General features: G+C 51.5%; 21 protein-coding genes and 4 tRNA genes. 22 read left to right on the top strand and 3 right to left on the bottom strand.

Annotation, left to right across the window (positions count from 1 at the left end; translation table 11 throughout):
• The first annotated feature begins 228 nt into the window (after positions 1 to 228).
• The 16 genes from DWX59_RS03145 to DWX59_RS28510 all read left to right on the top strand — a co-directional run bounded on the left by DWX59_RS03145 (position 229) and on the right by DWX59_RS28510 (position 10,798).
• Positions 229 to 1,074, top strand: a complete 846-nt coding sequence (locus tag DWX59_RS03145; protein ID WP_117556165.1) for a MurR/RpiR family transcriptional regulator — start codon at positions 229 to 231, stop codon at positions 1,072 to 1,074.
• A 36-nt stretch (positions 1,075 to 1,110) separates the two neighbouring features.
• Positions 1,111 to 2,049, top strand: coding sequence for a GNAT family N-acetyltransferase (locus DWX59_RS03140; protein ID WP_117556163.1), 939 nt, complete (start codon positions 1,111 to 1,113; stop codon positions 2,047 to 2,049).
• A 15-nt stretch (positions 2,050 to 2,064) separates the two neighbouring features.
• A complete protein-coding gene (locus DWX59_RS03135; RefSeq protein WP_117556161.1) occupies positions 2,065 to 2,745 on the top strand; it encodes a PIG-L deacetylase family protein in 681 nt (226 codons plus the stop codon).
• Positions 2,739 to 3,671, top strand: coding sequence for an N-acetylmuramic acid 6-phosphate etherase (murQ, locus tag DWX59_RS03130; protein ID WP_117556160.1), 933 nt, complete (start codon positions 2,739 to 2,741; stop codon positions 3,669 to 3,671). The genes DWX59_RS03135 and murQ overlap by 7 nt, the downstream gene beginning before the upstream one ends.
• A 14-nt stretch (positions 3,672 to 3,685) precedes the next feature.
• The gene (locus tag DWX59_RS03125) at positions 3,686 to 4,174 is read left to right on the top strand and encodes a PTS sugar transporter subunit IIB (RefSeq protein WP_117556158.1); all 489 of its coding nucleotides are present in this window, start codon (positions 3,686 to 3,688) and stop codon (positions 4,172 to 4,174) included.
• A gap of 18 nt (positions 4,175 to 4,192) precedes the next feature.
• Positions 4,193 to 4,978, top strand: a complete 786-nt coding sequence (locus DWX59_RS03120; protein WP_117556156.1) for a PTS mannose/fructose/sorbose/N-acetylgalactosamine transporter subunit IIC — start codon at positions 4,193 to 4,195, stop codon at positions 4,976 to 4,978.
• Positions 4,975 to 5,844, top strand: coding sequence for a PTS system mannose/fructose/sorbose family transporter subunit IID (locus tag DWX59_RS03115; protein WP_117556154.1), 870 nt, complete (start codon positions 4,975 to 4,977; stop codon positions 5,842 to 5,844). Before DWX59_RS03120 ends, DWX59_RS03115 begins: the two co-directional genes overlap by 4 nt.
• A gap of 65 nt (positions 5,845 to 5,909) precedes the next feature.
• Positions 5,910 to 6,320 (top strand): PTS sugar transporter subunit IIA, encoded by a 411-nt coding sequence (locus DWX59_RS03110; RefSeq protein ID WP_117556152.1) that lies wholly within the window; start codon positions 5,910 to 5,912, stop codon positions 6,318 to 6,320.
• A gap of 153 nt (positions 6,321 to 6,473) precedes the next feature.
• Positions 6,474 to 6,547: transfer RNA gene (locus tag DWX59_RS03105), tRNA-Arg, on the top strand.
• 38 nt (positions 6,548 to 6,585) lie between these two features.
• Positions 6,586 to 6,659 (top strand) — tRNA-His (locus tag DWX59_RS03100).
• 37 nt (positions 6,660 to 6,696) lie between these two features.
• Positions 6,697 to 6,768 (top strand) — tRNA-Gln (locus DWX59_RS03095).
• A 277-nt stretch (positions 6,769 to 7,045) separates the two neighbouring features.
• Entirely contained in the window at positions 7,046 to 7,642 is a 597-nt protein-coding gene (locus DWX59_RS03090) for a GTP pyrophosphokinase (RefSeq protein ID WP_117556151.1), read from the top strand.
• 137 nt (positions 7,643 to 7,779) lie between these two features.
• Positions 7,780 to 8,673, top strand: coding sequence for a dTDP-4-dehydrorhamnose reductase (gene rfbD / locus DWX59_RS03085; protein WP_117556149.1), 894 nt, complete (start codon positions 7,780 to 7,782; stop codon positions 8,671 to 8,673).
• A 56-nt stretch (positions 8,674 to 8,729) separates the two neighbouring features.
• Positions 8,730 to 10,019, top strand: a complete 1,290-nt coding sequence (locus tag DWX59_RS03080) for a dicarboxylate/amino acid:cation symporter (RefSeq protein ID WP_117557215.1) — start codon at positions 8,730 to 8,732, stop codon at positions 10,017 to 10,019.
• Between the two features lie 93 nt (positions 10,020 to 10,112).
• Positions 10,113 to 10,424, top strand: coding sequence for a hypothetical protein (locus DWX59_RS03075; protein WP_117556147.1), 312 nt, complete (start codon positions 10,113 to 10,115; stop codon positions 10,422 to 10,424).
• 95 nt (positions 10,425 to 10,519) lie between these two features.
• A complete protein-coding gene (locus DWX59_RS28510; RefSeq protein ID WP_147325741.1) occupies positions 10,520 to 10,798 on the top strand; it encodes a hypothetical protein in 279 nt (92 codons plus the stop codon).
• Positions 10,799 to 10,927: 129 nt separating this feature from the next.
• Here the strand turns inward: DWX59_RS28510 and DWX59_RS03065 are convergent, their stop codons facing one another.
• On the bottom strand, positions 10,928 to 11,548 hold the full coding sequence (locus tag DWX59_RS03065; protein WP_147325739.1) for a hypothetical protein: 621 nt from the start codon (positions 11,546 to 11,548) through the stop codon (positions 10,928 to 10,930).
• 161 nt (positions 11,549 to 11,709) lie between these two features.
• Positions 11,710 to 11,856, bottom strand: a complete 147-nt coding sequence (locus tag DWX59_RS03060) for a helix-turn-helix domain-containing protein (RefSeq protein ID WP_227116419.1) — start codon at positions 11,854 to 11,856, stop codon at positions 11,710 to 11,712.
• A 220-nt stretch (positions 11,857 to 12,076) separates the two neighbouring features.
• Between DWX59_RS03060 and DWX59_RS03055 the strand changes: the two genes are divergently transcribed.
• Positions 12,077 to 12,817 carry a M15 family metallopeptidase gene (locus tag DWX59_RS03055; RefSeq protein ID WP_117556141.1) on the top strand — a complete coding sequence of 247 codons (741 nt, stop codon included), beginning with the start codon at positions 12,077 to 12,079 and terminating at the stop codon, positions 12,815 to 12,817.
• Positions 12,818 to 13,063: 246 nt separating this feature from the next.
• On the opposite strand, the gene DWX59_RS03050 is transcribed toward DWX59_RS03055, so the two are convergent.
• Positions 13,064 to 13,137 (bottom strand) — tRNA-Arg (locus tag DWX59_RS03050).
• Positions 13,138 to 13,399: 262 nt separating this feature from the next.
• On the opposite strand from DWX59_RS03050, the gene DWX59_RS03045 reads away from it, so the two are divergent.
• The 5 genes from DWX59_RS03045 (at position 13,400) to DWX59_RS03025 (ending at position 19,262) form a co-directional block, all read left to right on the top strand.
• Positions 13,400 to 15,088, top strand: coding sequence for an ABC transporter substrate-binding protein (locus DWX59_RS03045; protein WP_117557213.1), 1,689 nt, complete (start codon positions 13,400 to 13,402; stop codon positions 15,086 to 15,088).
• Positions 15,089 to 15,264: 176 nt separating this feature from the next.
• A complete protein-coding gene (locus tag DWX59_RS03040; RefSeq protein ID WP_117556139.1) occupies positions 15,265 to 16,188 on the top strand; it encodes an ABC transporter permease in 924 nt (307 codons plus the stop codon).
• The gene (locus DWX59_RS03035; protein WP_117556137.1) at positions 16,188 to 17,093 is read left to right on the top strand and encodes an ABC transporter permease; all 906 of its coding nucleotides are present in this window, start codon (positions 16,188 to 16,190) and stop codon (positions 17,091 to 17,093) included. Before DWX59_RS03040 ends, DWX59_RS03035 begins: the two co-directional genes overlap by 1 nt.
• An 11-nt stretch (positions 17,094 to 17,104) precedes the next feature.
• Positions 17,105 to 18,289, top strand: coding sequence for an ABC transporter ATP-binding protein (locus DWX59_RS03030; RefSeq protein WP_117556135.1), 1,185 nt, complete (start codon positions 17,105 to 17,107; stop codon positions 18,287 to 18,289).
• Complete coding sequence (locus tag DWX59_RS03025) at positions 18,279 to 19,262, top strand: ABC transporter ATP-binding protein (protein ID WP_117556133.1); 984 nt, start codon at positions 18,279 to 18,281, stop codon at positions 19,260 to 19,262. The genes DWX59_RS03030 and DWX59_RS03025 overlap by 11 nt, the downstream gene beginning before the upstream one ends.
• The last annotated feature ends 164 nt before the right edge of the window (positions 19,263 to 19,426 follow it).

Genomic DNA, 19,426 nt, shown 5'->3' with positions numbered 1-19,426 from the left:
CTTATACTTTGATTGGAAAACAGACAGAAGGGAATCCCACTGTCTGTTTTTTATTGCTTGGGATACAATGGTATTGCCTTGACAGGGGGAGGAATTGTTAAGAAGTTTCAAACAATTTATTCCGAAAGGAATAATTGTTACATTGATTGAAACAAAGTTTCGTTATATAATAGATTTATTGACAATTTAGTTTCATTTCTTATAATTAAAAGTAAGGATGGGGATACGATGAAAAATGTATTGGTAAGACTGCAGGAATACAGGGTGCAGGCCAACGGGGCGGAGAAGGACCTGGTCCGGTACCTGCTTGAAAAGCCGGAGGAAGCATCCAAGCTCAGCATCCATGTGCTGGCTGAGAGGACCTATACCTCGGCAGCCACAATCATCCGCCTGTGCAAGAAGCTGGGATTCAGGGGCTATAAGGAATTCAGCAGCTCCCTGAATTATGAAATTGCACTGCGCAGCGAGGCGCGTAAGGATATCAGCACGGAAATCAGCCGGGATGACGGACTGAAGGATATTGTGGATAAGGTCACATACAGAAGCATACAGGCTCTGGAGGACACGCGTAAATTAGTGGATCTGGATGAACTGCAAAGCTGTGTGGATATCCTTGAGAAGGCAAAGACCATAGGTCTGTTTGGAATCGGCTCATCGCTTTTGGCTGCCAGGGACATGTATCTTAAGTTCCTAAGGCTCAACAAGCCCTGCATCTGCAATGATGACTGGCATTCCCAGCTTGTGTGCGCCAGGAACCTTACCAAGGAGGATGTGGCTGTCATATTCAGTTACTCAGGCCTTACCAAGGAAATGCTGACCTGTGCCAGGATATTGAAGGAAAAGGATGTCCCAATCATCACGGTGACCAGGTTTGCGGAGAATGAACTGACCCGTCTGGCTGACTGCAAACTGTATGTGTCGGCCAAGGAACTGCTGGTGAGGACGGCGGCAACCGCGTCCAGGATATCCCAGCTGAACATCATTGACATACTGTTTACAGCATATGTGAAGAATAATTATGAGAAAAATATATCCAGGCTCAAAAGCAATGTAATAACAAAGGATATCATATGAACATTTCTAATTATATTAAGGAAGGAAGGGACTATCATGGAACTCTTAACCTATAACCAGGCATATGAAGCCCAGGTGGTGGAACTTTGGAACCAGGAGCTTTTTGCAGACCCCATAACCGTACATAAATTCCGCCAGCAGGCGCTTTTGGACGACAACTTTGATTCGGATCTGTGTTATGTGGCCCGGGAGGATGGGAAGACAGCGGGATTTCTGCTGGCCACCAAACGGAAGTTTCCGTATCTGGAACGTGGCACGGAGCCTGAGCGCGGATGGATTAACGCGATGTTCGTGGCAGGGGAATACCAGGGCAAAGGAATCGGCACAAAGCTCCTCATGAGGGCGGAGGCGGATCTGAAGGCAAGGGGGGCAAAGAACATCACTTTGGCGGCCTACAGCCCAAGTTACTTTTTCCCTGGCGTGGATACTGAAAATTATGCGGCAGGGGCGGCATTTTTTGAAAAGCACGGTTATGTGCAGGGGAAGACCAGCTATTCCATGTGCAAGGACCTGCACGGCTACCGGCTGTCGGATGGGACAAAGGAGAGGCTGAAAAAGGCCAATGAGGCGGGATTCCATTTTAAGATGTTTTCTTATGAGTACGCGGTGGATTTGCTGAATTTTGCCCGCGATGAGTTCGGCGGAGGATGGAAGCGCAACTGCCTGCTGACCATGCAGCATGACCGGGCCGAGGACTGCATCCTGCTGGTCCTGGATAAAGAGGATAGGATATGCGGGTTCTGTACCAGGATGATTGATGAAAATCCCATGCGCTTTGGACCCATAGGAACAGCGGAGCGTGTAAGGAACCAGGGACTTGGCAGCATCCTCTTTGACCTGGCCCAGCTGGAGATGGAAAAGAGGGGGATTTATCATCTGTATTTTGTGTCCACGGACGACCCTGGCCGCAGGTTCTATGAACGCCATGGGGTCCATGTGTTCAGGACATTTAAGGATTACCGGAAGGATATATAAGGGAGGGAACAGGAAATGGAAATTGCAAAACGTGTGGTAAGTATTGGGGCACATTCATTGGATGCGGAACTGCTTGGCGGCCCTTTGATCTTAAAATATGCTAAGCAGGGCAGCCACTGTACCCTGGTTCATGTAACCCAGGGCAGGCTGGAGGACCCCGATGCAACGGAAGAGGAAAAACAGGCGTATCTTGAATCGCTGCTGGACCAGAACCAAAGGGCGGCCAGGGCCCTGGGCGGCGATACCATATGGCTGGGTTATGTGTCAAGCAGCATGCCTTCCCTGGAGGATTTTGCTGGGAGGCTGGAGGCATATTTTGAAGAGGAAAAGGTGGAACTGGTGATTACCCACTGGCGCGGTTCCATGCACCCAAGACATATCAATACCCATGACGCAGTGACCCTGGCCGTAAAGCATCTAAGGAAAAAGGGGAATCCCATCAGGCTTGTGTACGGCGAGACCTTCGAGGACCTGCAGGGCTTTATCCCCCAGGCATATTACAGCCTCAGCGGCGAGGAGACGGATCAGTGGTTCAGGGCCCTTAAGGAGTACCAGGTATTTAAGGGGGAAATCAATGATTTCCCGTATATCCCTTACTATACCACCAACCTGAAGGTAAGGGGAATTGAATCAGGAAATGATTGCAATACAGTGGGCTACATGTATGCAAGCCAGATAGAGGAACGCTTATGGTAGGACTGAAGGGAAAGGATAAGGAAGTATTATCCGGTTTAAAGACAGAGAGCAGGAATCCCAGGACACTGGATCTGGACCTTATGAGTGTGGGGGAACTGCTGACCGTGATGAATGAAGAGGATAAGAATGTAATTGAGGCCGTAAAGCAGGTGCTGCCCCAGGTCCGGGAAACCGTGGAAGCTGTAATCCGCGCCCTGAATCAGGGCGGAAGGCTGGTTTACGCCGGGGCAGGGACCAGCGGCAGGCTGGGAATCCTGGATGCGGTTGAGTGCCTGCCCACATTTTCCACCACGGACGAGGTGGTGGGAATCATTGCAGGAGGTGAGAAGGCCTTTGTCCGCGCCCAGGAGGGGGCGGAGGATTCCAAGGAGGAAGCCAGGAAAGACCTGGAACACCTGAAGGTGGATGAGCGGGATGTGGTGGTGGCCCTTTCTGCCTCCGGCCGCACCCCGTACTGCATCGGCGCATTGGAATATGCCCGGGAGGCAGGCGCGTGCTGCGTGGGGCTTTCCTGCAACCGCCCGGCAGAGCTTTCGGCGTATTCGGATATTGCCATCGAGGTGGACGCTGGTCCGGAAATCCTCACAGGATCCACCAGGCTTAAGGCGGGCACGGCAGAGAAGATGATCCTGAACATGATTTCCACTGCATCCATGGTGGGAATCGGAAAAGTATATGGTAACCTTATGGTGGATATGCGGGCCACTAACCTGAAACTGGTGGAGCGGGCCAAACGGATTGTATCCATGGCATGCAGCTGCACGGAGGAGGCTGCGCAGGCAGCCCTTTTAGAGGCAGATGGAGGGATTAAAGCTGCCATTGTCATGATCCTGGCGGGAATAAACGCCAAAGAAGCAAAGGAACGTCTGGAAATCCACAAAGGATTTGTCAGGAAATGTTTGGATGGTGCGCACGGCCGTGCCTGAAAGGAGGAACTGCAATGGCAGATTTGTATGTAAGAATTGACGACAGGCTGATACATGGGCAGACCATCGTGGCATGGTGCCCCACACTGCAGATTAAGGAAATCGTGGCAGTGGACGATGTGAGCGCCAAGAATCCCATGCTCAAGACCATCATGACCATGGGCGTGCCAAGCACCTACAAGACACACATTGTCACAACACAGGAGGCAAAGGAAATACTGAAAACCCCGGGAAGCGGAAACCGGCTGATGATTGTGAAGCAGCCCCAGGTCCTGACAGCCTTTAAGGAAGAGATAGGAGGGGCCAAGGCTATCATGCTGGGAAACCTGGCTAAAAAGGAGGATTCCAGGCATAAGCTGGACGGGGCCACGGGGATATTCTACCTAAGCGACCAGGATGTGGAGATACTGGACGGGTTTGCAGATCAGGGACTGGAGGTATTTTTCCATCAGCTGCCCACATCGGCCAGGACAACGTGGGAAGCATTTAAGAAAACAATATAGCTTATAGGAGGGGAAGAAATGAGCGTCATACAGATTATAGCAATTTCACTGTTCGTGTATCTGGGTTCCATTGGCTCCATTGTAGGCAATACCATTGGTTGGTATACCCTGGGGCGGCCGCTGGTTGCATCCTTTGTGGTGGGCGTGATTATGGGGGACCTTCAGACCGCCATGATTGTGGGCATTGCCCTGCAGATCATGTACATGGGCAATGTGACACCGGGCGGCGCAGTGGCCTGGGATTTATCCTATGCCACCTACATAGGCACGGCCGGAGCCCTGGTATTCGGAAAGGGTATGGAAAGCACACAGGTAATTGGCCTGGCCGTGGTATTCGCGGGAATCGGCGGCCTGGTGGGACAGATGGTGTGGAACCTGTCCTATGCCCTGAACCTGCCTTTAAACCGCCTTGCCAACAAATATGCTGAGGCAGGGGAAACAGGAAAGATGTATATCCCCAACGTTGTGTGCGGGCAGTTGATTGGCCTGGCATGCCGTTTTATCCCGGCCGTCATCCTTCTTACCACCATGACGGCTGCATCGGCACAGGCTGACTTTGCATCCATGATACCGGGCTGGCTTACGACCCTGCTCAGCACCTTCGGCGGCATGATGGCTGCCCTTGGAATGGGGATCATCATCTCGTTCCTGTTAAAAAAGCAGTGGCAGATATGCATTTTCCTGCTGGGTTTTGTACTTGTAACGTATTTTAACTTAAACACCATGGCAGTGGCTGTTATCGCAACCCTGTTGGCAGTGATTTACTATGTGTTTCAGATTGGGCAGAAGGAGGCAAGGGCATGAGCAGGCAGTTAAGTAAAAAAACATTGGATAAATCTTTCTGGAACTGGTTTTTCTGGAATGGCTGCTCCCAGCAGGCAGAGAGTATGCTGGGGCTGGCCTTTGGCCAGGCCATGGCTCCTGTTGTGGATGAACTGTATGACAGCAAAGAGGAAAAAGCCGAGGCCCTGAAACGCCACGTGACCCTATTCAACACAGAGGCACAGGTAGGCTCCATCTGTAACGGCATTGTATGCGGCATGGAGGAAGCCAATGCCAATGGCCAGTGCACGCCGGATGTGATTAACACCGTTAAGGTGGCCCTGATTGGTCCCACATCCGCTATCGGCGATTCCCTGTGGGTGGCCACCATCATCCCCATCCTCCTGACCATATGCATGTCCATTTCACAGGGTCTGGACAGCTCCATGGCATGGGTGGGCGCCGCCATATACCTGCTGGCCTATCCGGTACTGACCTGCATCCTGTCCAGAAAATTATTCTACTTTGGATATAAGTCTGGTCTGGAGGGCATGTCCGGATTCATGGCAACCGGAAAAATGGATATCCTCACCAATTCCATGAACTTCATGGGGCTTCTGGTAGTGGGCGCCCTTACCGCGTCCTTTGTCAGCTGTTCCATCCCGTTCCAGATTGTGAAGGATGTGTTTGACGCCGCTACCGGGGAGGTACTGGCAGGACAGGTAATTTTTAATGCGGACGCTACCATCAACAACATTTTCCCGCGGCTTGTGCCTTTAGGGCTGACCCTGGGCGTGTATTGGCTGTATGCCAAGAAGAAATGGTCGCCCCTTAAGCTGATGGGACTAATCCTGTTCCTGGCAGCCATACTGACCGGTATCGGATACATGAGCGGGTTCTACGCATAACCGGCTGCCCTCAGGGCAGCTGTCCAAAAAAGGGGAGAATACAATAGATATCAGGAGGAATTCAAGTGACAGGGATTGTAGTGACAGGCCATGGACAGTATGCGGAGGGCGTGATGAGCGCCATCCGGCTGGTGGCCGGAGCGCCGGAGCAGGTACAGGTTGTTAACTTTACAGAGGGAGAGGGCGTGGAGGAACTTAAGTCCCACATGATCCAGGCCATAAATGCCCTGGAATCAGAGGACGTGCTCCTGATGACGGACATTCTGGGCGGTTCGCCCTTTAACGTGGCGGTGCAGCTGCTGGCAGAACCAATGGGCAGGAATCTCAAGGTGGTGGCGGGAGCCAACATGGCGTCCATTGTCCAGGCCGTGTTCATGCGTGGGAATGTTCCCTTTGAACAGCTGCCGGCAGAGGTAATCCAGGCAGGTAAAGAGGGGATTGTGGACGTGTCTGCCATGATGGAAGGAACAATATAGGGGAGCGGAAGCTGTCCGGCAGCGTATTCCCGGCAAAACCCGGAAAAAAATTAAAAAAGTGCTTGCAATCTTACAGAACCTATGGTAAACTATGACTCGTTGACAACGGTAGACGGACAAAGTGTGGCATCATGGTAAGTTGTCAGCGAGCATGAGTCTGTAGCTCAGTTGGATAGAGCAACGGCCTTCTAAGCCGTGGGTCGGGGGTTCGAATCCCTTCAGGCTCATTGAGCGCAAGCTCTGAAAAGCGAATAAAATCATTATGGTGGGTATGGCGAAGTTGGTTATCGCGCCAGATTGTGGCTCTGGAGGCCGAGGGTTCGAATCCCTCTACTCACCCTTCCCTTACCGGGAATTTTTTTTTATCCGGATTTATTGGGCCGTCGCCAAGCGGTAAGGCACAGGACTTTGACTCCTGCACTCGAGGGTTCGAATCCCGCCGGCCCAGTTATGGAAAAATAGCCGTAGTCTCCTGTTTATGAGGGGCTGCGGCTATTTTTGATTTGCTGTAAGTGGTATTAAGCAGTAACAGGCGGCAACTGTTTTTCTTTTGTTTTTCCATAGAATCCTAATGAAAATTTCAGAATCCTATCACAAAATACTCACAAATCCCCTGTATGCTGATTTAATATGGAAATGACAGAATTACGTTCAGGATATGTGGATGATAAGGGCGTGTTAAGGCATGCCGGTGAAAAGAAAATGACAGGGAGGCAGGGGCCAAGATGACCAATGAGCAATATTATGATTTAATCAAGCCCTATGAGGATGCAAGGCGTGTGATGAATACCCGTCTGGAGGTTTTAAATCACAGCCTGTATAAAGAAAAAAACGTTTCCGGCCCCATCCATAATATCCAGGGCCGGCTCAAGGAAAAAAGGAGTATTGAGGATAAGCTCAGGCGTCTTGGATTTACGGACAGCATCGTCAATGCCAGGAATGAACTTCAGGACATTGCAGGCATACGTGTGATTTGTTATTTTGTGAATGATATCTATAATATGGTAAATATCCTGAAACGGCAGACGGATCTGGTAGTAATAAAGGAAAAGGACTACATACAATCACCCAAACCCAATGGCTACAGAAGCCTGCACCTGGTTTTAGGCATACCCGTGTACTGCCTGGATACCATGGAGTATTTCCCAGTGGAAGTGCAGTTCAGGACCATGGCCATGGACTTCTGGGCCAGTATGGAGCACAGGGTGTGCTATAAAAAACAGCCGGAGAACAGGGAATGGCTGGAAGCGGAATTCTGCCGTTACGCGCATATATTGGAAGAGATTGAAAATGAATTTGAAATACACAATGAAAGGAAATGACTTGGCCTGGGACAGCTGGAACCAGCCATCCATCCGGCATATAGACCGGCATCCGGGGAAATTATCTCCGGATGCCGTTTTTTTACGCCTTTGGTACATAATAATAGTAAGATAAAGTACAGGAAGGCAGAGAAGATATGCAGAAAATATGGATATGCGGTGCAAACGGAAGGGTCGGGCGTAAGATGACAGGTCTATTAAGGTCAGGGTCGGTGGAGCTTCTCCTGACGGATGTGGATTCAGTGGATATTACGGTATCCGGGGACGTGATGGAGTATGCGGGGATGAACCGACCGCATTTTATCATTAACTGCGCGGGACTTACGGACCCGGACCAGTGCCGGCAGGATCCGGAGCTTGCGTATAAGGTAAATGCCCTGGGCGCAAGGAATCTCAGCGTGGCCGCCAGGATGGGGAAGGCAAGGCTGGTGCAGTTTTCCACGGATGATGTATTTGACGGGGACAGCCAGGTGCCGTATACGGAATTTGATACCCCCAATCCACAGACCGTTTATGGAAAATCAAAGCTTGCAGGGGAGAACTTTGTAAGGGAATTCTGCAGCAGGCATATTATCATCAGAAGCTCCTGGATATTTGGGGCAGGGAGCCCCTACCTGGGGCAGATCCTCCAAATGGCGGAACAGGGTCAGGTCATACAGGCGGACCCGGACCAGTACGCGGCGCCCACAGGGGCGGAGGAACTGGCTGCAAAGGCAGTGGAACTGATGTATCATGGGGAGGACGGTCTGTACCATGTGACAGGCCAGGGAAGCTGCAGCAGATACGAATTTGCCAGGGAGGCCGTGCGCCTGTCAGGAACCGGCGCAGCGGTGGTACAGGTCCGGGGAGGCCATGACCGCCTGAATGCCCTGCGGCCTTCCTACAGTGTACTGGATAACATGATGCTGCGGATTTCCGGCATTTCCCTGCTGCCTGACTGGAGGGTCATGCTGGAAGCATATATGGAGCAGTGGAGGAACAGGCGCCCGGCCCCCGGGGCGGCCGGTATGGATGGGAGGCAGGGAAGATGAGGCGGGAGATGGATGATGGTTTGAAGCGGGAGACGGATGATGGGGTGAGGCAGGAGATGGAAGATAGTGCGAGGCGGAAACCGGGGCTTACCACTGCAATTTTCATCGGCCTTCTCCTGGGGGCGGCTGCCGGAATCCTGTTCCACTATTTGGTGCCGGCAGGACCTTTCAGGGACGCCCTGATGATAGACGGCATTTTATATGTAATTGGCAATGGGTTCCTGCGGCTGATGCAGATGCTGGTGGTCCCATTGGTATTCTGCTCCCTGGTCTGCGGCAGCATGGCCATGGGTGATACCAGGAAGCTGGGGCGGATAGGCGTCAAGACCCTGGGCTTTTACCTGGCCACCACCGCCCTGGCCATAACGGCTGCCATACTTACCGCCAATGTGATCAATCCGGGACAGGGGCTTGATATGTCATCCATTGAGGTGGCGGATGTATCCATTGCGGATCGGGCCGGGCTGGCAGACACCCTTCTGGACATCATACCCACCAACCCAATCCATGCCCTGGCAAGCGGTCACATGCTGTCCATTATCCTGTTTGCGCTGTTTGTGGGCATCATTCTGGCAGGTCTGGGCGAAAGCGCTGAGACAGTAGGTAACTTTTTCGGACAGTTCAATGATGTGATGATGCAGATGACCGTGATGGTCATGAAGCTGGCGCCATACGGCGTGTTCTGCCTGACAGCCAGGACATTTTCCGGAATTGGTTTTGACGCGTTTGTCCCGCTGCTTAAATATATGGCAGGTGTGATCCTTGCCCTGGCCATACAGTGTGTGGTGGTTTATATGGTCATACTCAGGATGTTTACAGGCCTAAGCCCAAGGGTGTTCCTGAAAAAATTCCTGCCGGTCATGGGATTTGCATTCTCCACAGCCACCTCCAATGCAACCATACCCATGTCGATTGAGACCCTTCACAGGAAAATGGGCGTGTCCAAGCGGGTATCCTCATTTACCATTCCCTTAGGGGCAACCATCAATATGGATGGCACGGCCATCATGCAGGGTGTGGCCGTGGTGTTTGCGGCCCAGGCATTTGCAATCCACCTGTCGGCGGCGGATTACCTGACCGTCATACTCACCGCCACCCTGGCCTCCATCGGGACAGCAGGCGTGCCGGGGGTGGGACTTATCACACTTTCCATGGTATTTGCATCCGTAGGGCTTCCTGTGGAAGCCATTGCGCTTATTATGGGGATTGACCGTATCCTGGATATGAGCAGGACAGCTGTCAATATAACTGGGGATGCGGTATGCACCACCATCGTGGCCAGCCAGGACGGTTCACTGGACCGTGATGTGTTCTACGCAACAGAGACGGCGAGGGAGGGGGAGTAAAGATGTCCTTGACGTTCCCTGCCGTGGATTTTATACTGATATTAGGTCATAGGGCTGGTGCACGGCATATCAGAGAATACACAGGAGGGAACCATGAGTTTATTTGGACTTGAATTTAAAAGCAGGGAAGAGCGGGAGAGGGATGAGCGGGATTATCTGTACCGCATCTTTCCCGGAGGGAATGAGCAGAAGAAAGCGGTTGAAAAGGAGCTGGCTTCTAAGCTGCCCTGGGTGGAAATACGTGGGCTGATGCTCTATTATGTTCTTATGCGTGACGCCATGACAGGGCGGGATGAAATGGATTTTGAGGATGCAGTGGTTAAGGTGTCCAAACGCCAGCGGATGATTAAGGTTACGCCTGAGATACTTAAAGTGGTGCGGGAGGTTCTGGATGAGAATGGCTGATGCCGCGGCAAAGGAGGCGCCATGGTCACCGGCCTGATGGATTCCATTACACCGTCCTTTGTCATCAATTCCCCGGAAGGGATAGGCAGGAAACATTGGACGAGATATATCTGGACAATCTGCTTACCTGCCAGGTCAATGGCAGCCGGGGTGTACATATTCCCCAGGGAGACAGGATGCGTTATGAGGTTTACCTTATGATTACCACCAGGGACGGGATGCGGTATGTGACACCGGACAATCCCATTGCATCCTTTAGCTCTTATGAAGGCGGTCGGGAGATTCGGGAACCATGTGGCCGGTTTTCAGTTGACACACCCTGGCATCCTTACAGCGGGCCTCAAACACACCCTGGTAAGGGAAAATCGATGTGAGGGCGGCTCCTGCCGGTAACAGGGGCCGCTTATTTATTTTTCATGTTCAGGATTGCAGCGGTTCATAGGGCAGAACCCAGACAATCTGGAATTCCTTAGATGGCCCCACAGGCATCCGGCCGAACTTGATTATCCTGTTGTATCCTCAGACTCGGGGGCTATGATCTGCATGGCCTCCTCATCACTAAATCCGGAAGCAGTTAAAAAACCTAGGCGTGCGCCAACAACTAATATGGCATAATTTGTTGAGTTTTCCATACCTGCTTTTGCATCAGATAAATCTTGTATGTTCTGTTTATCCACATATTTTTTTGTTGAGGATGCAATGGATTGCAGATTAAGGATATAATTTTTAGCTGCCTCTTTATATTCCTTTATACCATCACATTTAACAGAATCGATGTTTCCCCAATATATCCTGAAATTATTTTCAGCAGTTTTAGCTGTATCATATAAATCTACAATTGACACACCATCCGTACTCATTATTCTGGTAAGGGTCTGATAATCTGCGTCCGCAGACATTATGATATCGTAAATCTGCCTGTCAGCTTCAGTGGCAGCCTCCCGATTGCCGGCAACAGTACTTTCAGTTTCTGTTTCGGCTTCATTTGATTGGGAATCAGTTATATTATCCACTTCTTTTTCACAGGAAACTGATGAGGTTGGTTTTTCAGTGGAGGAATTATTGCTAATAGCTATTGCAGCTATAATGCCAAGTGCGAATAGCACAGTAAGAATAATTTTCATAGGTTTATTGAATTTTTTATATTTCCACATGAGAAATAAACCAACAGGAAAGCAACAACAAAACATCATTAGAACGATAAACCAGGTTTGCGAATAAAACGGTGGTTTAATTGTTGGGGTTTCCACTCCATTTACATCCAATTTACCTGTTAAAGGTTTTGTTATAAAGTCTCATAATCCGGCTTTCTATTACCGTTTTCGTACATACTAATAGAGCTTTTTGAAATATCCAATGCTTCTGATAAATCAGCCTGAGAATATCCATGGGTCTGTCGTAGTGATTTAAAAATATTATTAAATTTTCCCATGTTCACACCTTGTTTCTAACTAAATGATGTCACACAATGTGAATAGTGCAAAGAAAAATGACACAGTTTGCGGCTGCGAAGGGTACGCCGGAATATGACACCACTAAATCCCTGTATGATGGTCCTGGGCACGGGACTGACTATTACCATGATGCATTCACGCCCTGGGACAATCCAGGGCTTTCTTCATATTATATTAAAAGGGACAAGGAGGCCATCTATGAGAGATATAACATTATGCCATCCCCGTCTGCAGCTTCTGGCAGTGCAGCTGGTGGAGGAGAGCGGAAAACAGGGATTGATGATAAAAATCGGTGAGACGCTGCGGACCGTGGCGGAGCAGGACGCCCTGTATGCCCAGGGACGCACTAAGCCGGGCAGTATTGTGACCAATGCGCCCGGAAGCAGTTACAGTTCTTACCATCAGTGGGGCACTGCATTCGACATTTTCAGGAATGACGGCGCTGGGCCCTATAACGATTCCGGGAATTTCTTTACCCGTGTGGGAGCCATCGGCGCGGCCCTGGGCCTGGAATGGGGCGGGAACTGGAAGTCCATTGTGGACAAACCGCATTTCCAGCTTCCGGACTGGGGAAGCAGCACGTCCGGGATTAAAAAGATATACGCCAATCCGGAGGCGTTCATGAAAACCTGGACCACGGAAAAACGCATAGGATGGATTAAGGATAACAACGGCTGGTGGTACCGCAGGCAGGATGGGACCTATCCTGCCAATGCCTGGTATGTCATCAATCATCACTGGTATCTGTTTAACCGGGATGGGTATGCCTGCACCGGCTGGCACCGCTGGAATGGCAGCGTATGCGACCCGGAGGACGGCTCCGGCGACTGGTACTATTTCGACCCGACACCGGATGGGCCGGTGGAGGGCGCCTGCTGGCATAGCAGGGACAACGGGGCACAGGGGGTATGGTACGTGGATGCCCTGGATAGTATTTAAAAAGAAACGGGGAGCATTGAGGGACTGATGTAACATGAGACCAATTAGTTGTAAACCCAGATAGTCAAAGAGGCTTGATTTAGGGAGAATCTTATACTGTTCCGGATGACGCTGTGCCGCAGCCGTCCCCGCCTATTATAATTATAGAAGGAAGTAGTCAATAAAAAGTCCCTGTATCTATTTTCCGCGGTTTATTTTAGGAAAGACAAAAACCCTGCAAGCCTTATGCTTACAGGGTTTTCTTCATGCGCCAGAGAAGATTCGAACTCCCGACACTACGGTCCGTAGCCGTATGCTCTATCCAGCTGAGCTACTGACGCATGCTGCTGCTTGTTTATCTCTAACAGCGCAAGAGTTATTATAGCCCCTTTGGAGATAAATGTCAATGACTTTTTTAAAAATATTTATGGTTGAAAATATTTATGGTAAATGAAGAACTGCAACAAAAACATTGAAAAGAGAAATCCCCTATGGTATTATTATTTTCATAAGTCAATTAATTCGGAAGAGGATGAAATGACGCAGAAAAAGGGTGTACTGCGTCTTTTTGTGTATGAGGCCGAACAAAAAGGAGGAGAATTTATGAAAAGAAAATTAAGCCTGGTACTTGCACTGATGATGGCAGCCGGTCTGGGGCTGTCGGGCTGCGGCGGTCAGGGCGGCGGCACACCTGCAACCGAGCCCGGCGCAGCGCAGGGCGGGGCTTCGGGAAATGCCCAGGGCGCAGGGCAGAGCGTGGGCGATACAGGCATTGACACAACTGGTTTCCTTTACGTTGCCCTGAATGCCGATATCCAGACAGCGGACATGCAGAAAACATCCAAGGATTATCAGATTCCCATTAATATCTATGACAGTCTCTGTGAAATCAAGGTTGCGGATGACGGGACCTCTTCCATTGAACCGTGTCTGGCAGAGAAGTGGGATATCAGCGATGACGGTATGGAATATACATTTTATCTGAGAAAGGGCGTGAAGTTCCACAATGGCGAGGAGCTGAAGGCCAGCGATGTGAAATATACATTTGAGCGTATGCTTACGGTACAGGGAGGAACCAACTCCGAATTCCTGGACCAGATTAAGGGGTCCACGGAGCTTTTTGATGGAACGGCAACTGAGCTGGAAGGCTTTGAAATCCTGGATGATTACACCTTTAAGCTTACCCTTAAGGAACCGTATTCCGGTTTCCTGGCCTGTATCTCCACCCCGGCCGTGTGCATTTACAATGAAAAGGCCACCGAGGAAGCAGGGGACCAGTTCGGCCTTGACCCGGCCCTGACCATTGGCACAGGACCTTTTAAGTTTGCCAGCTGGACTTATAATGACCAGCTTGTACTTGTAAGGAACGATGATTATTTCCAGGGAGCCAGCGCCCTTCCGGGTGTTGTGATTAAAATCGTGCCTGATACTGAAACGCAGACCATGATGTTTGAGAGCGGCCAGCTGGATCTTCTGGACATGGACTATATGACGGAACAGATTGACCGTTTCCAGGAGGCATATCCGGACCAGATGGTTTCCGGACCGCGTCTTGGGACCACCTATTTTACCATGAACCAGAAGATTGAGCCCTTTGATAACCTGCAGGTCAGGAAAGCGGTCCAGATGGCCATTGACCGTCAGGTAATCCTTGACACACTTTACGGAGGCAGGGGCCAGCTGGAGAATGGTATCTTCCCCCACGGCCTGATTGGCTTTAACCCGGATATGCCTGAAATCAAATATGACCCGGAAGGCGCCAAGGCCCTGCTTGCAGAGGCAGGATACCCGGATGGATTCACCATGGAGATTGCGGCTGATATGTCGGCCTCCGATACCATGACCATGGCCCTTGAGATTATCAAGGAGCAGCTGGCCCAGGTGGGAATCAATGCTGAGATTAAGAACTATGACGAGTCCACGTGGCTGGAAACAAGGAAATCAGGTGAGCTTGGTTCCTTTATTTCCACATGGACGGCTGATTACAATGATCCGGATAACTTTATCTACACCTTCTTCGGCAATGCTGAGAAGACCACGGCCCGTTCCCTGAACTATCCGGACACAGCTGTGATGGAGCGCGTGGCAGCGGCCAGGACCATTCTGGATAATGATGAACGCATGAAGGAATATAATGCACTGGAGGAGAAAATCATATCAGAGGATGCTGCATGGGTTCCCATGTTTTCCAGACTCCACCTCTTTGCTGTTTCCAAGCGCGTGCAGAACTTTAAGGTTGCCTGGAACGGCCTCAGCGACAATGATTTCTATCCGCTGTCCATCTCAGAGTAAATAACGGCTGCCGTGACGCGGCCATACATATGATATCAGTCCGGCATCTGCCGGGATGCCTGGGTGCCGCATATACTGCGGCACCTTTGGCAGATATGCGGAGTGCCCTCAGAAACCTCTTTGCCCGGCAAGGTGGTTTCTGAGAGTACTCCCAAAAGGAAGAAGGGGGTAATCCAGTGCTTAATAAATGTCTGAAACGAATCCTGATATCCATACCGGTCCTCATAGGCGTTGTCCTGATTATTTTCATCATGCTGAGGATCATACCCGGCAATCCGGTCACCACCATGCTGGGCGAGCATGTGAACCAGGCGGTTATTGACAAGGTAAGCCGTGAAATGGGGCTGGACCAGCCGCTGTATATCCAGTTTTTCCGGTATGTGGCCAATGCCCTTCAGGGGGATTTTGGAACCTCCTACCGGTTGAACCGGAATGTGACGGGAATCATTCTGGAAGCATTTCCTAACACGGTCAAGCTTTCCGTGTGTGCGGCCGTGGTGGCCTGGATCATAGGGATTGTTGCCGGAATCGTGGCGGCTGTGAAGCAGAACCGGTTGTTAGACCGCCTGTTCATGGGATGCGCCCTGCTGGGGGTTTCCATGCCTGTATTCATGACAGCCCTTGTGCTTCAGTATGTGTTTGCGTTCAAGCTTAAATTGTTTCCGGTGTCCGGTTATGATTCACTGGCCGCCATGGTGCTGCCGGCCATTGTCCTTGGGTGGAACTCGGCGGGAAGCATTGCCCGCATGACGCGCTCCAACCTGGTGGAGGCCATGCAGGGGGATTACATTCGCACGGCCAGGGCCAAGGGGCTTCGGGAATGGGGCGTCATTGTCCATCACGCCCTGAAGAACGCCATGCTGCCCGTGGTCACCATGATGGCGCTGCAGGTTTCCAGCATGCTGTCAGGCGCCGTGCTGACAGAGAGCGTATTCGGTATCCCGGGAATCGGACGCCTGGCTGTGAATGCCATTGAGACAAGGGACATGCCCCTTTTGCAGGGCACGGTCATCTTTACAACCATTCTTGTAATTGCAGGAAACCTGGTAGCGGATATACTGTATTCGGTACTGGATCCGAGAATCAGGGAGGGCGCATGATGAATGAGGAAAAAATAACAACAATCAATTCCCTGGATGTGGAATCACAGATAGGGGAATCGGAGACCCTTCTGGACCAGATGAAAACCATGGTCCGCCAGAATAAGCTGGCCGCATTCGCGGCAGTTGTGATCATTGTGATTGCCCTGGCAGCCATATTCGCACCGCTGGCAGCGCCCTATGACCCTTATGCCCAGACCCTGACCGACCGGCTCCAGGCCCCCAGCGCGGCCCATCTTCTGGGAACGGACGAGCTGGGACGCGACCTGTTCAGCCGTATTATATACGGGGCAAGGGTGTCCCTGCTGGTGGGGCTTGTCCCCACGCTGATTTCCATGGCAATCGGAACCGTCCTGGGGCTTCTGGCCGGCTTTTACGGCGGAAGGGTTGACTTTGCAATCATGCGCCTTGCGGATGTGATGCTTGCATTTCCCTCCCTGCTTCTGGCTCTGGTCATTACCTATACCATTGGCGGCGGCCTTGTGAGTATTTTCGCGGCCCTGATTCTGGTAAACTGGGCAGGCACGGCCCGTATTGTCCGCTCCCAGACCCTTTCCCTGAAAGAGGCGGAGTATGTGGAGGCGGCCCGTTCCATTGGGGTGAAAAAGTGGAAAATCATGTTCCGCCACATCCTTCCCAACTGCCTGCCGTCCCTGATTGTGCTGTTTACCCTTAACATACCGGCTGCCATACTGACGGAATCCTCCTTAAGCTTCCTTGGGGCCGGGCTCCAGCCGCCGTCCGCCAGCTGGGGACTTGCGGTTGTGCGGGGCAAGAAGTACCTTTTCTCCGAACCGTGGCTTTCCATTGCCCCCAGCGTGGCAATCATGATTGTGGTTATGGCATTTAACTTCCTTGGCGACGGCCTCAGGGATGTGCTTGACCCGTATTTAAAAGAACAATAGGAGGCGGGCAGATGAACAGGGAACATGTTTTGACACAAGATAATGCTTTGACCGGGGGCAATGCCCGGACCAGGGACAATGCCCGGACCGGGGACCATGCCCGGACCGGAGACAATGCTCAGACCGGGAAATACGTACTGACAATTGAGAACCTGCAGTCCTATTTCTTTACTGCCAAGGGCACGGTCCCGGCAGTAGATGATGTGACCATCGAGGTGCCGGCGGGAAAGATAATCGGCCTGGTAGGAGAGTCCGGGTGCGGAAAGAGCATGACAGCCATGTCCGTGATGGGGCTGCTGCGCCACCCCGGCAAGGTGGTGGGAGGAAGGATTACCCTGGACGGCAGGGATATTACTTACCTTAATCCCAGGGAGAGGGCCAGGATCCGCGGCAATGAGATATCCATGATTTTCCAGGAACCCATGACCTCCTTAAATCCCGTGTATCCGGTGGGGCGTCAGGTCCAGGAAGCCATTCTCCTGCATCAGAAGGTGTCCAGGGCCGAGGCAAAGCAGCAGGTGATTGAGATCTTTAAAGAGGTCGGTATCCCGGAGCCGGAGAAACGCTACAATTCCTATCCCCATCAGCTTTCGGGCGGTCTGCGCCAGCGGGTGATGATAGGCATGGCCATGGTGTGCAAGCCCAAGGTGATGATTGCGGACGAGCCCACCACGGCCCTGGACGTTACCATAGAAGCGCAGATCCTGCGGCTGATGAAACGCCTTCGGGACGAGCAGGGCACATCCATCATCCTGATAACCCATAATATGGGGGTGGTGGCGGAGGTATGCGATTATGTGTACGTCATGTATGCCGGCATGGTAATGGAGCAGGCTGAGGTATTTGATTTGTTTGAAAATACCAGCCACCCCTACACCCAGGGCTTGTTAAAGTCCATACCCAAGCTGGACAGCAGGGAAGAACGGCTGTATACCATTGAAGGCGTGGTGCCCAACCTGTTGAGGCTGCCCGAGGGCTGTAATTTCTGCAACCGCTGCGGGAAGGCAGAAGCCAGGTGCCTGAAGGAAAAGCCCGGACTTTATGGGATTGGTGCTGATGGGAACGGTATGAGCCATAAGGTAAGGTGCTTCCTTTACGAAGGTAGGGGCATGGAGGACGCCGGCGCCGTGGAATCAGGCGGACCGGACGCACAGGCAGCATCATCGGATGGGGAGGTGGCAGAAGATGGCAGGTAAGAAGATACTTCTGGAGGCCAGGGACCTTGTAAAGGAATTTGCCCTTGAAGGCGGCAAAAAAGGAAAGAATGTGGTGCACGCGGTATCCGGCGTGAATTTAAGGATATACGAGGGTGAGACGCTGGCCCTGGTAGGCGAGTCCGGCTGCGGCAAGAGCACACTGGGGCGCACGCTGATTAAGCTCATAGAGGCCACATCCGGCACCATTGAATTTGACGGGACAGACATCACCAGGATGAAGGACAGGGAATTCACGGAAATCCGGCGTCAGATGCAAATCATCTTCCAGGACCCGTATGCGTCCTTAAATCCCCGTATGAACGTAAGGGAAATCATCTCAGAACCCCTTACCACCCACGGTCTTGCCAGGACAAAGGACGAGATTGAAAGCCAGGTAAAGGCACTGATGGACGAGGTGGGGATCCCAAGGGAGTTCATCAACCGGTATCCCCACCAATTCTCAGGCGGGCAGCGCCAGAGGATTGGCATAGCAAGGGCCATTGCCCTGCATCCCAGGCTGATTATATGCGATGAGCCGGTATCCGCCCTGGACGTATCCATCCAATCCCAGGTATTGAATCTGTTAAAGGATCTGCAGGAACAGTATCAGCTGACCTACCTGTTCATTTCCCATGACCTGAGCGTGGTGAAGTTCATATCGGACCGTGTCTGTGTCATGTTCCTGGGCATGGTCTGCGAGATAGGGGGCACCCATGAACTGTATGCCCATCCCCTGCACCCATACACCCATTTCCTGCTTAACGCCATACCAAAAGCAGACCCAAGGCTGCGCAGCGATGAAAAGGAGCTGCTCACAGGCGAGATACCCAGCCCGGTAAATCCGCCTTCGGGCTGCCGCTTCCATACAAGATGTCCCTATGCAAAAGATATCTGCAGCCAGATGGTGCCGGAAGGGAAAATGGTAGGTGAACGCCAGGTGTTCTGCCATTTTCCCCTAATGGAAAGGAAATGAGGCAGTCATGGATGTCTGGGAATGAAACATGTACAGAATAAGGCTGATACAGTGAAGAACGGATACAGAATAAGACAGATACAAAAGCAGGTCAGATTCCAAATAAAACTCAAAGAAATCCCAACAGACAGAATGCCGCAGGCCCACATAAACACAACTACGTT

This window comes from Enterocloster aldenensis, from assembly GCF_003434055.1.
Taxonomy (GTDB): domain Bacteria; phylum Bacillota; class Clostridia; order Lachnospirales; family Lachnospiraceae; genus Enterocloster; species Enterocloster aldenensis.
Note: the sequence above shows the minus strand (reverse complement) of the source record. Positions and strands in the feature narration are given on the sequence as shown.

What these genes read in the sequence shown, in the direction of transcription:
- DWX59_RS03145 (WP_117556165.1), top strand. Translation starts at nt 229, where the DNA reads ATGAAAAATGTATTGGTAAGACTGCAGGAATACAGGGTGCAGGCCAAC.
- DWX59_RS03140 (WP_117556163.1), top strand. Translation starts at nt 1,111, where the DNA reads ATGGAACTCTTAACCTATAACCAGGCATATGAAGCCCAGGTGGTGGAA.
- DWX59_RS03135 (WP_117556161.1), top strand. Translation starts at nt 2,065, where the DNA reads ATGGAAATTGCAAAACGTGTGGTAAGTATTGGGGCACATTCATTGGAT.
- murQ (WP_117556160.1), top strand. Translation starts at nt 2,739, where the DNA reads ATGGTAGGACTGAAGGGAAAGGATAAGGAAGTATTATCCGGTTTAAAG.
- DWX59_RS03125 (WP_117556158.1), top strand. Translation starts at nt 3,686, where the DNA reads ATGGCAGATTTGTATGTAAGAATTGACGACAGGCTGATACATGGGCAG.
- DWX59_RS03120 (WP_117556156.1), top strand. Translation starts at nt 4,193, where the DNA reads ATGAGCGTCATACAGATTATAGCAATTTCACTGTTCGTGTATCTGGGT.
- DWX59_RS03115 (WP_117556154.1), top strand. Translation starts at nt 4,975, where the DNA reads ATGAGCAGGCAGTTAAGTAAAAAAACATTGGATAAATCTTTCTGGAAC.
- DWX59_RS03090 (WP_117556151.1), top strand. Translation starts at nt 7,046, where the DNA reads ATGACCAATGAGCAATATTATGATTTAATCAAGCCCTATGAGGATGCA.
- rfbD (WP_117556149.1), top strand. Translation starts at nt 7,780, where the DNA reads ATGCAGAAAATATGGATATGCGGTGCAAACGGAAGGGTCGGGCGTAAG.
- DWX59_RS03080 (WP_117557215.1), top strand. Translation starts at nt 8,730, where the DNA reads ATGGAAGATAGTGCGAGGCGGAAACCGGGGCTTACCACTGCAATTTTC.
- DWX59_RS03075 (WP_117556147.1), top strand. Translation starts at nt 10,113, where the DNA reads ATGAGTTTATTTGGACTTGAATTTAAAAGCAGGGAAGAGCGGGAGAGG.
- DWX59_RS03065 (WP_147325739.1), bottom strand. Translation starts at nt 11,548, where the DNA reads ATGAAAATTATTCTTACTGTGCTATTCGCACTTGGCATTATAGCTGCA.
- DWX59_RS03060 (WP_227116419.1), bottom strand. Translation starts at nt 11,856, where the DNA reads ATGGGAAAATTTAATAATATTTTTAAATCACTACGACAGACCCATGGA.
- DWX59_RS03055 (WP_117556141.1), top strand. Translation starts at nt 12,077, where the DNA reads ATGAGAGATATAACATTATGCCATCCCCGTCTGCAGCTTCTGGCAGTG.
- DWX59_RS03045 (WP_117557213.1), top strand. Translation starts at nt 13,400, where the DNA reads ATGAAAAGAAAATTAAGCCTGGTACTTGCACTGATGATGGCAGCCGGT.
- DWX59_RS03035 (WP_117556137.1), top strand. Translation starts at nt 16,188, where the DNA reads ATGAATGAGGAAAAAATAACAACAATCAATTCCCTGGATGTGGAATCA.
- DWX59_RS03030 (WP_117556135.1), top strand. Translation starts at nt 17,105, where the DNA reads ATGAACAGGGAACATGTTTTGACACAAGATAATGCTTTGACCGGGGGC.
- DWX59_RS03025 (WP_117556133.1), top strand. Translation starts at nt 18,279, where the DNA reads ATGGCAGGTAAGAAGATACTTCTGGAGGCCAGGGACCTTGTAAAGGAA.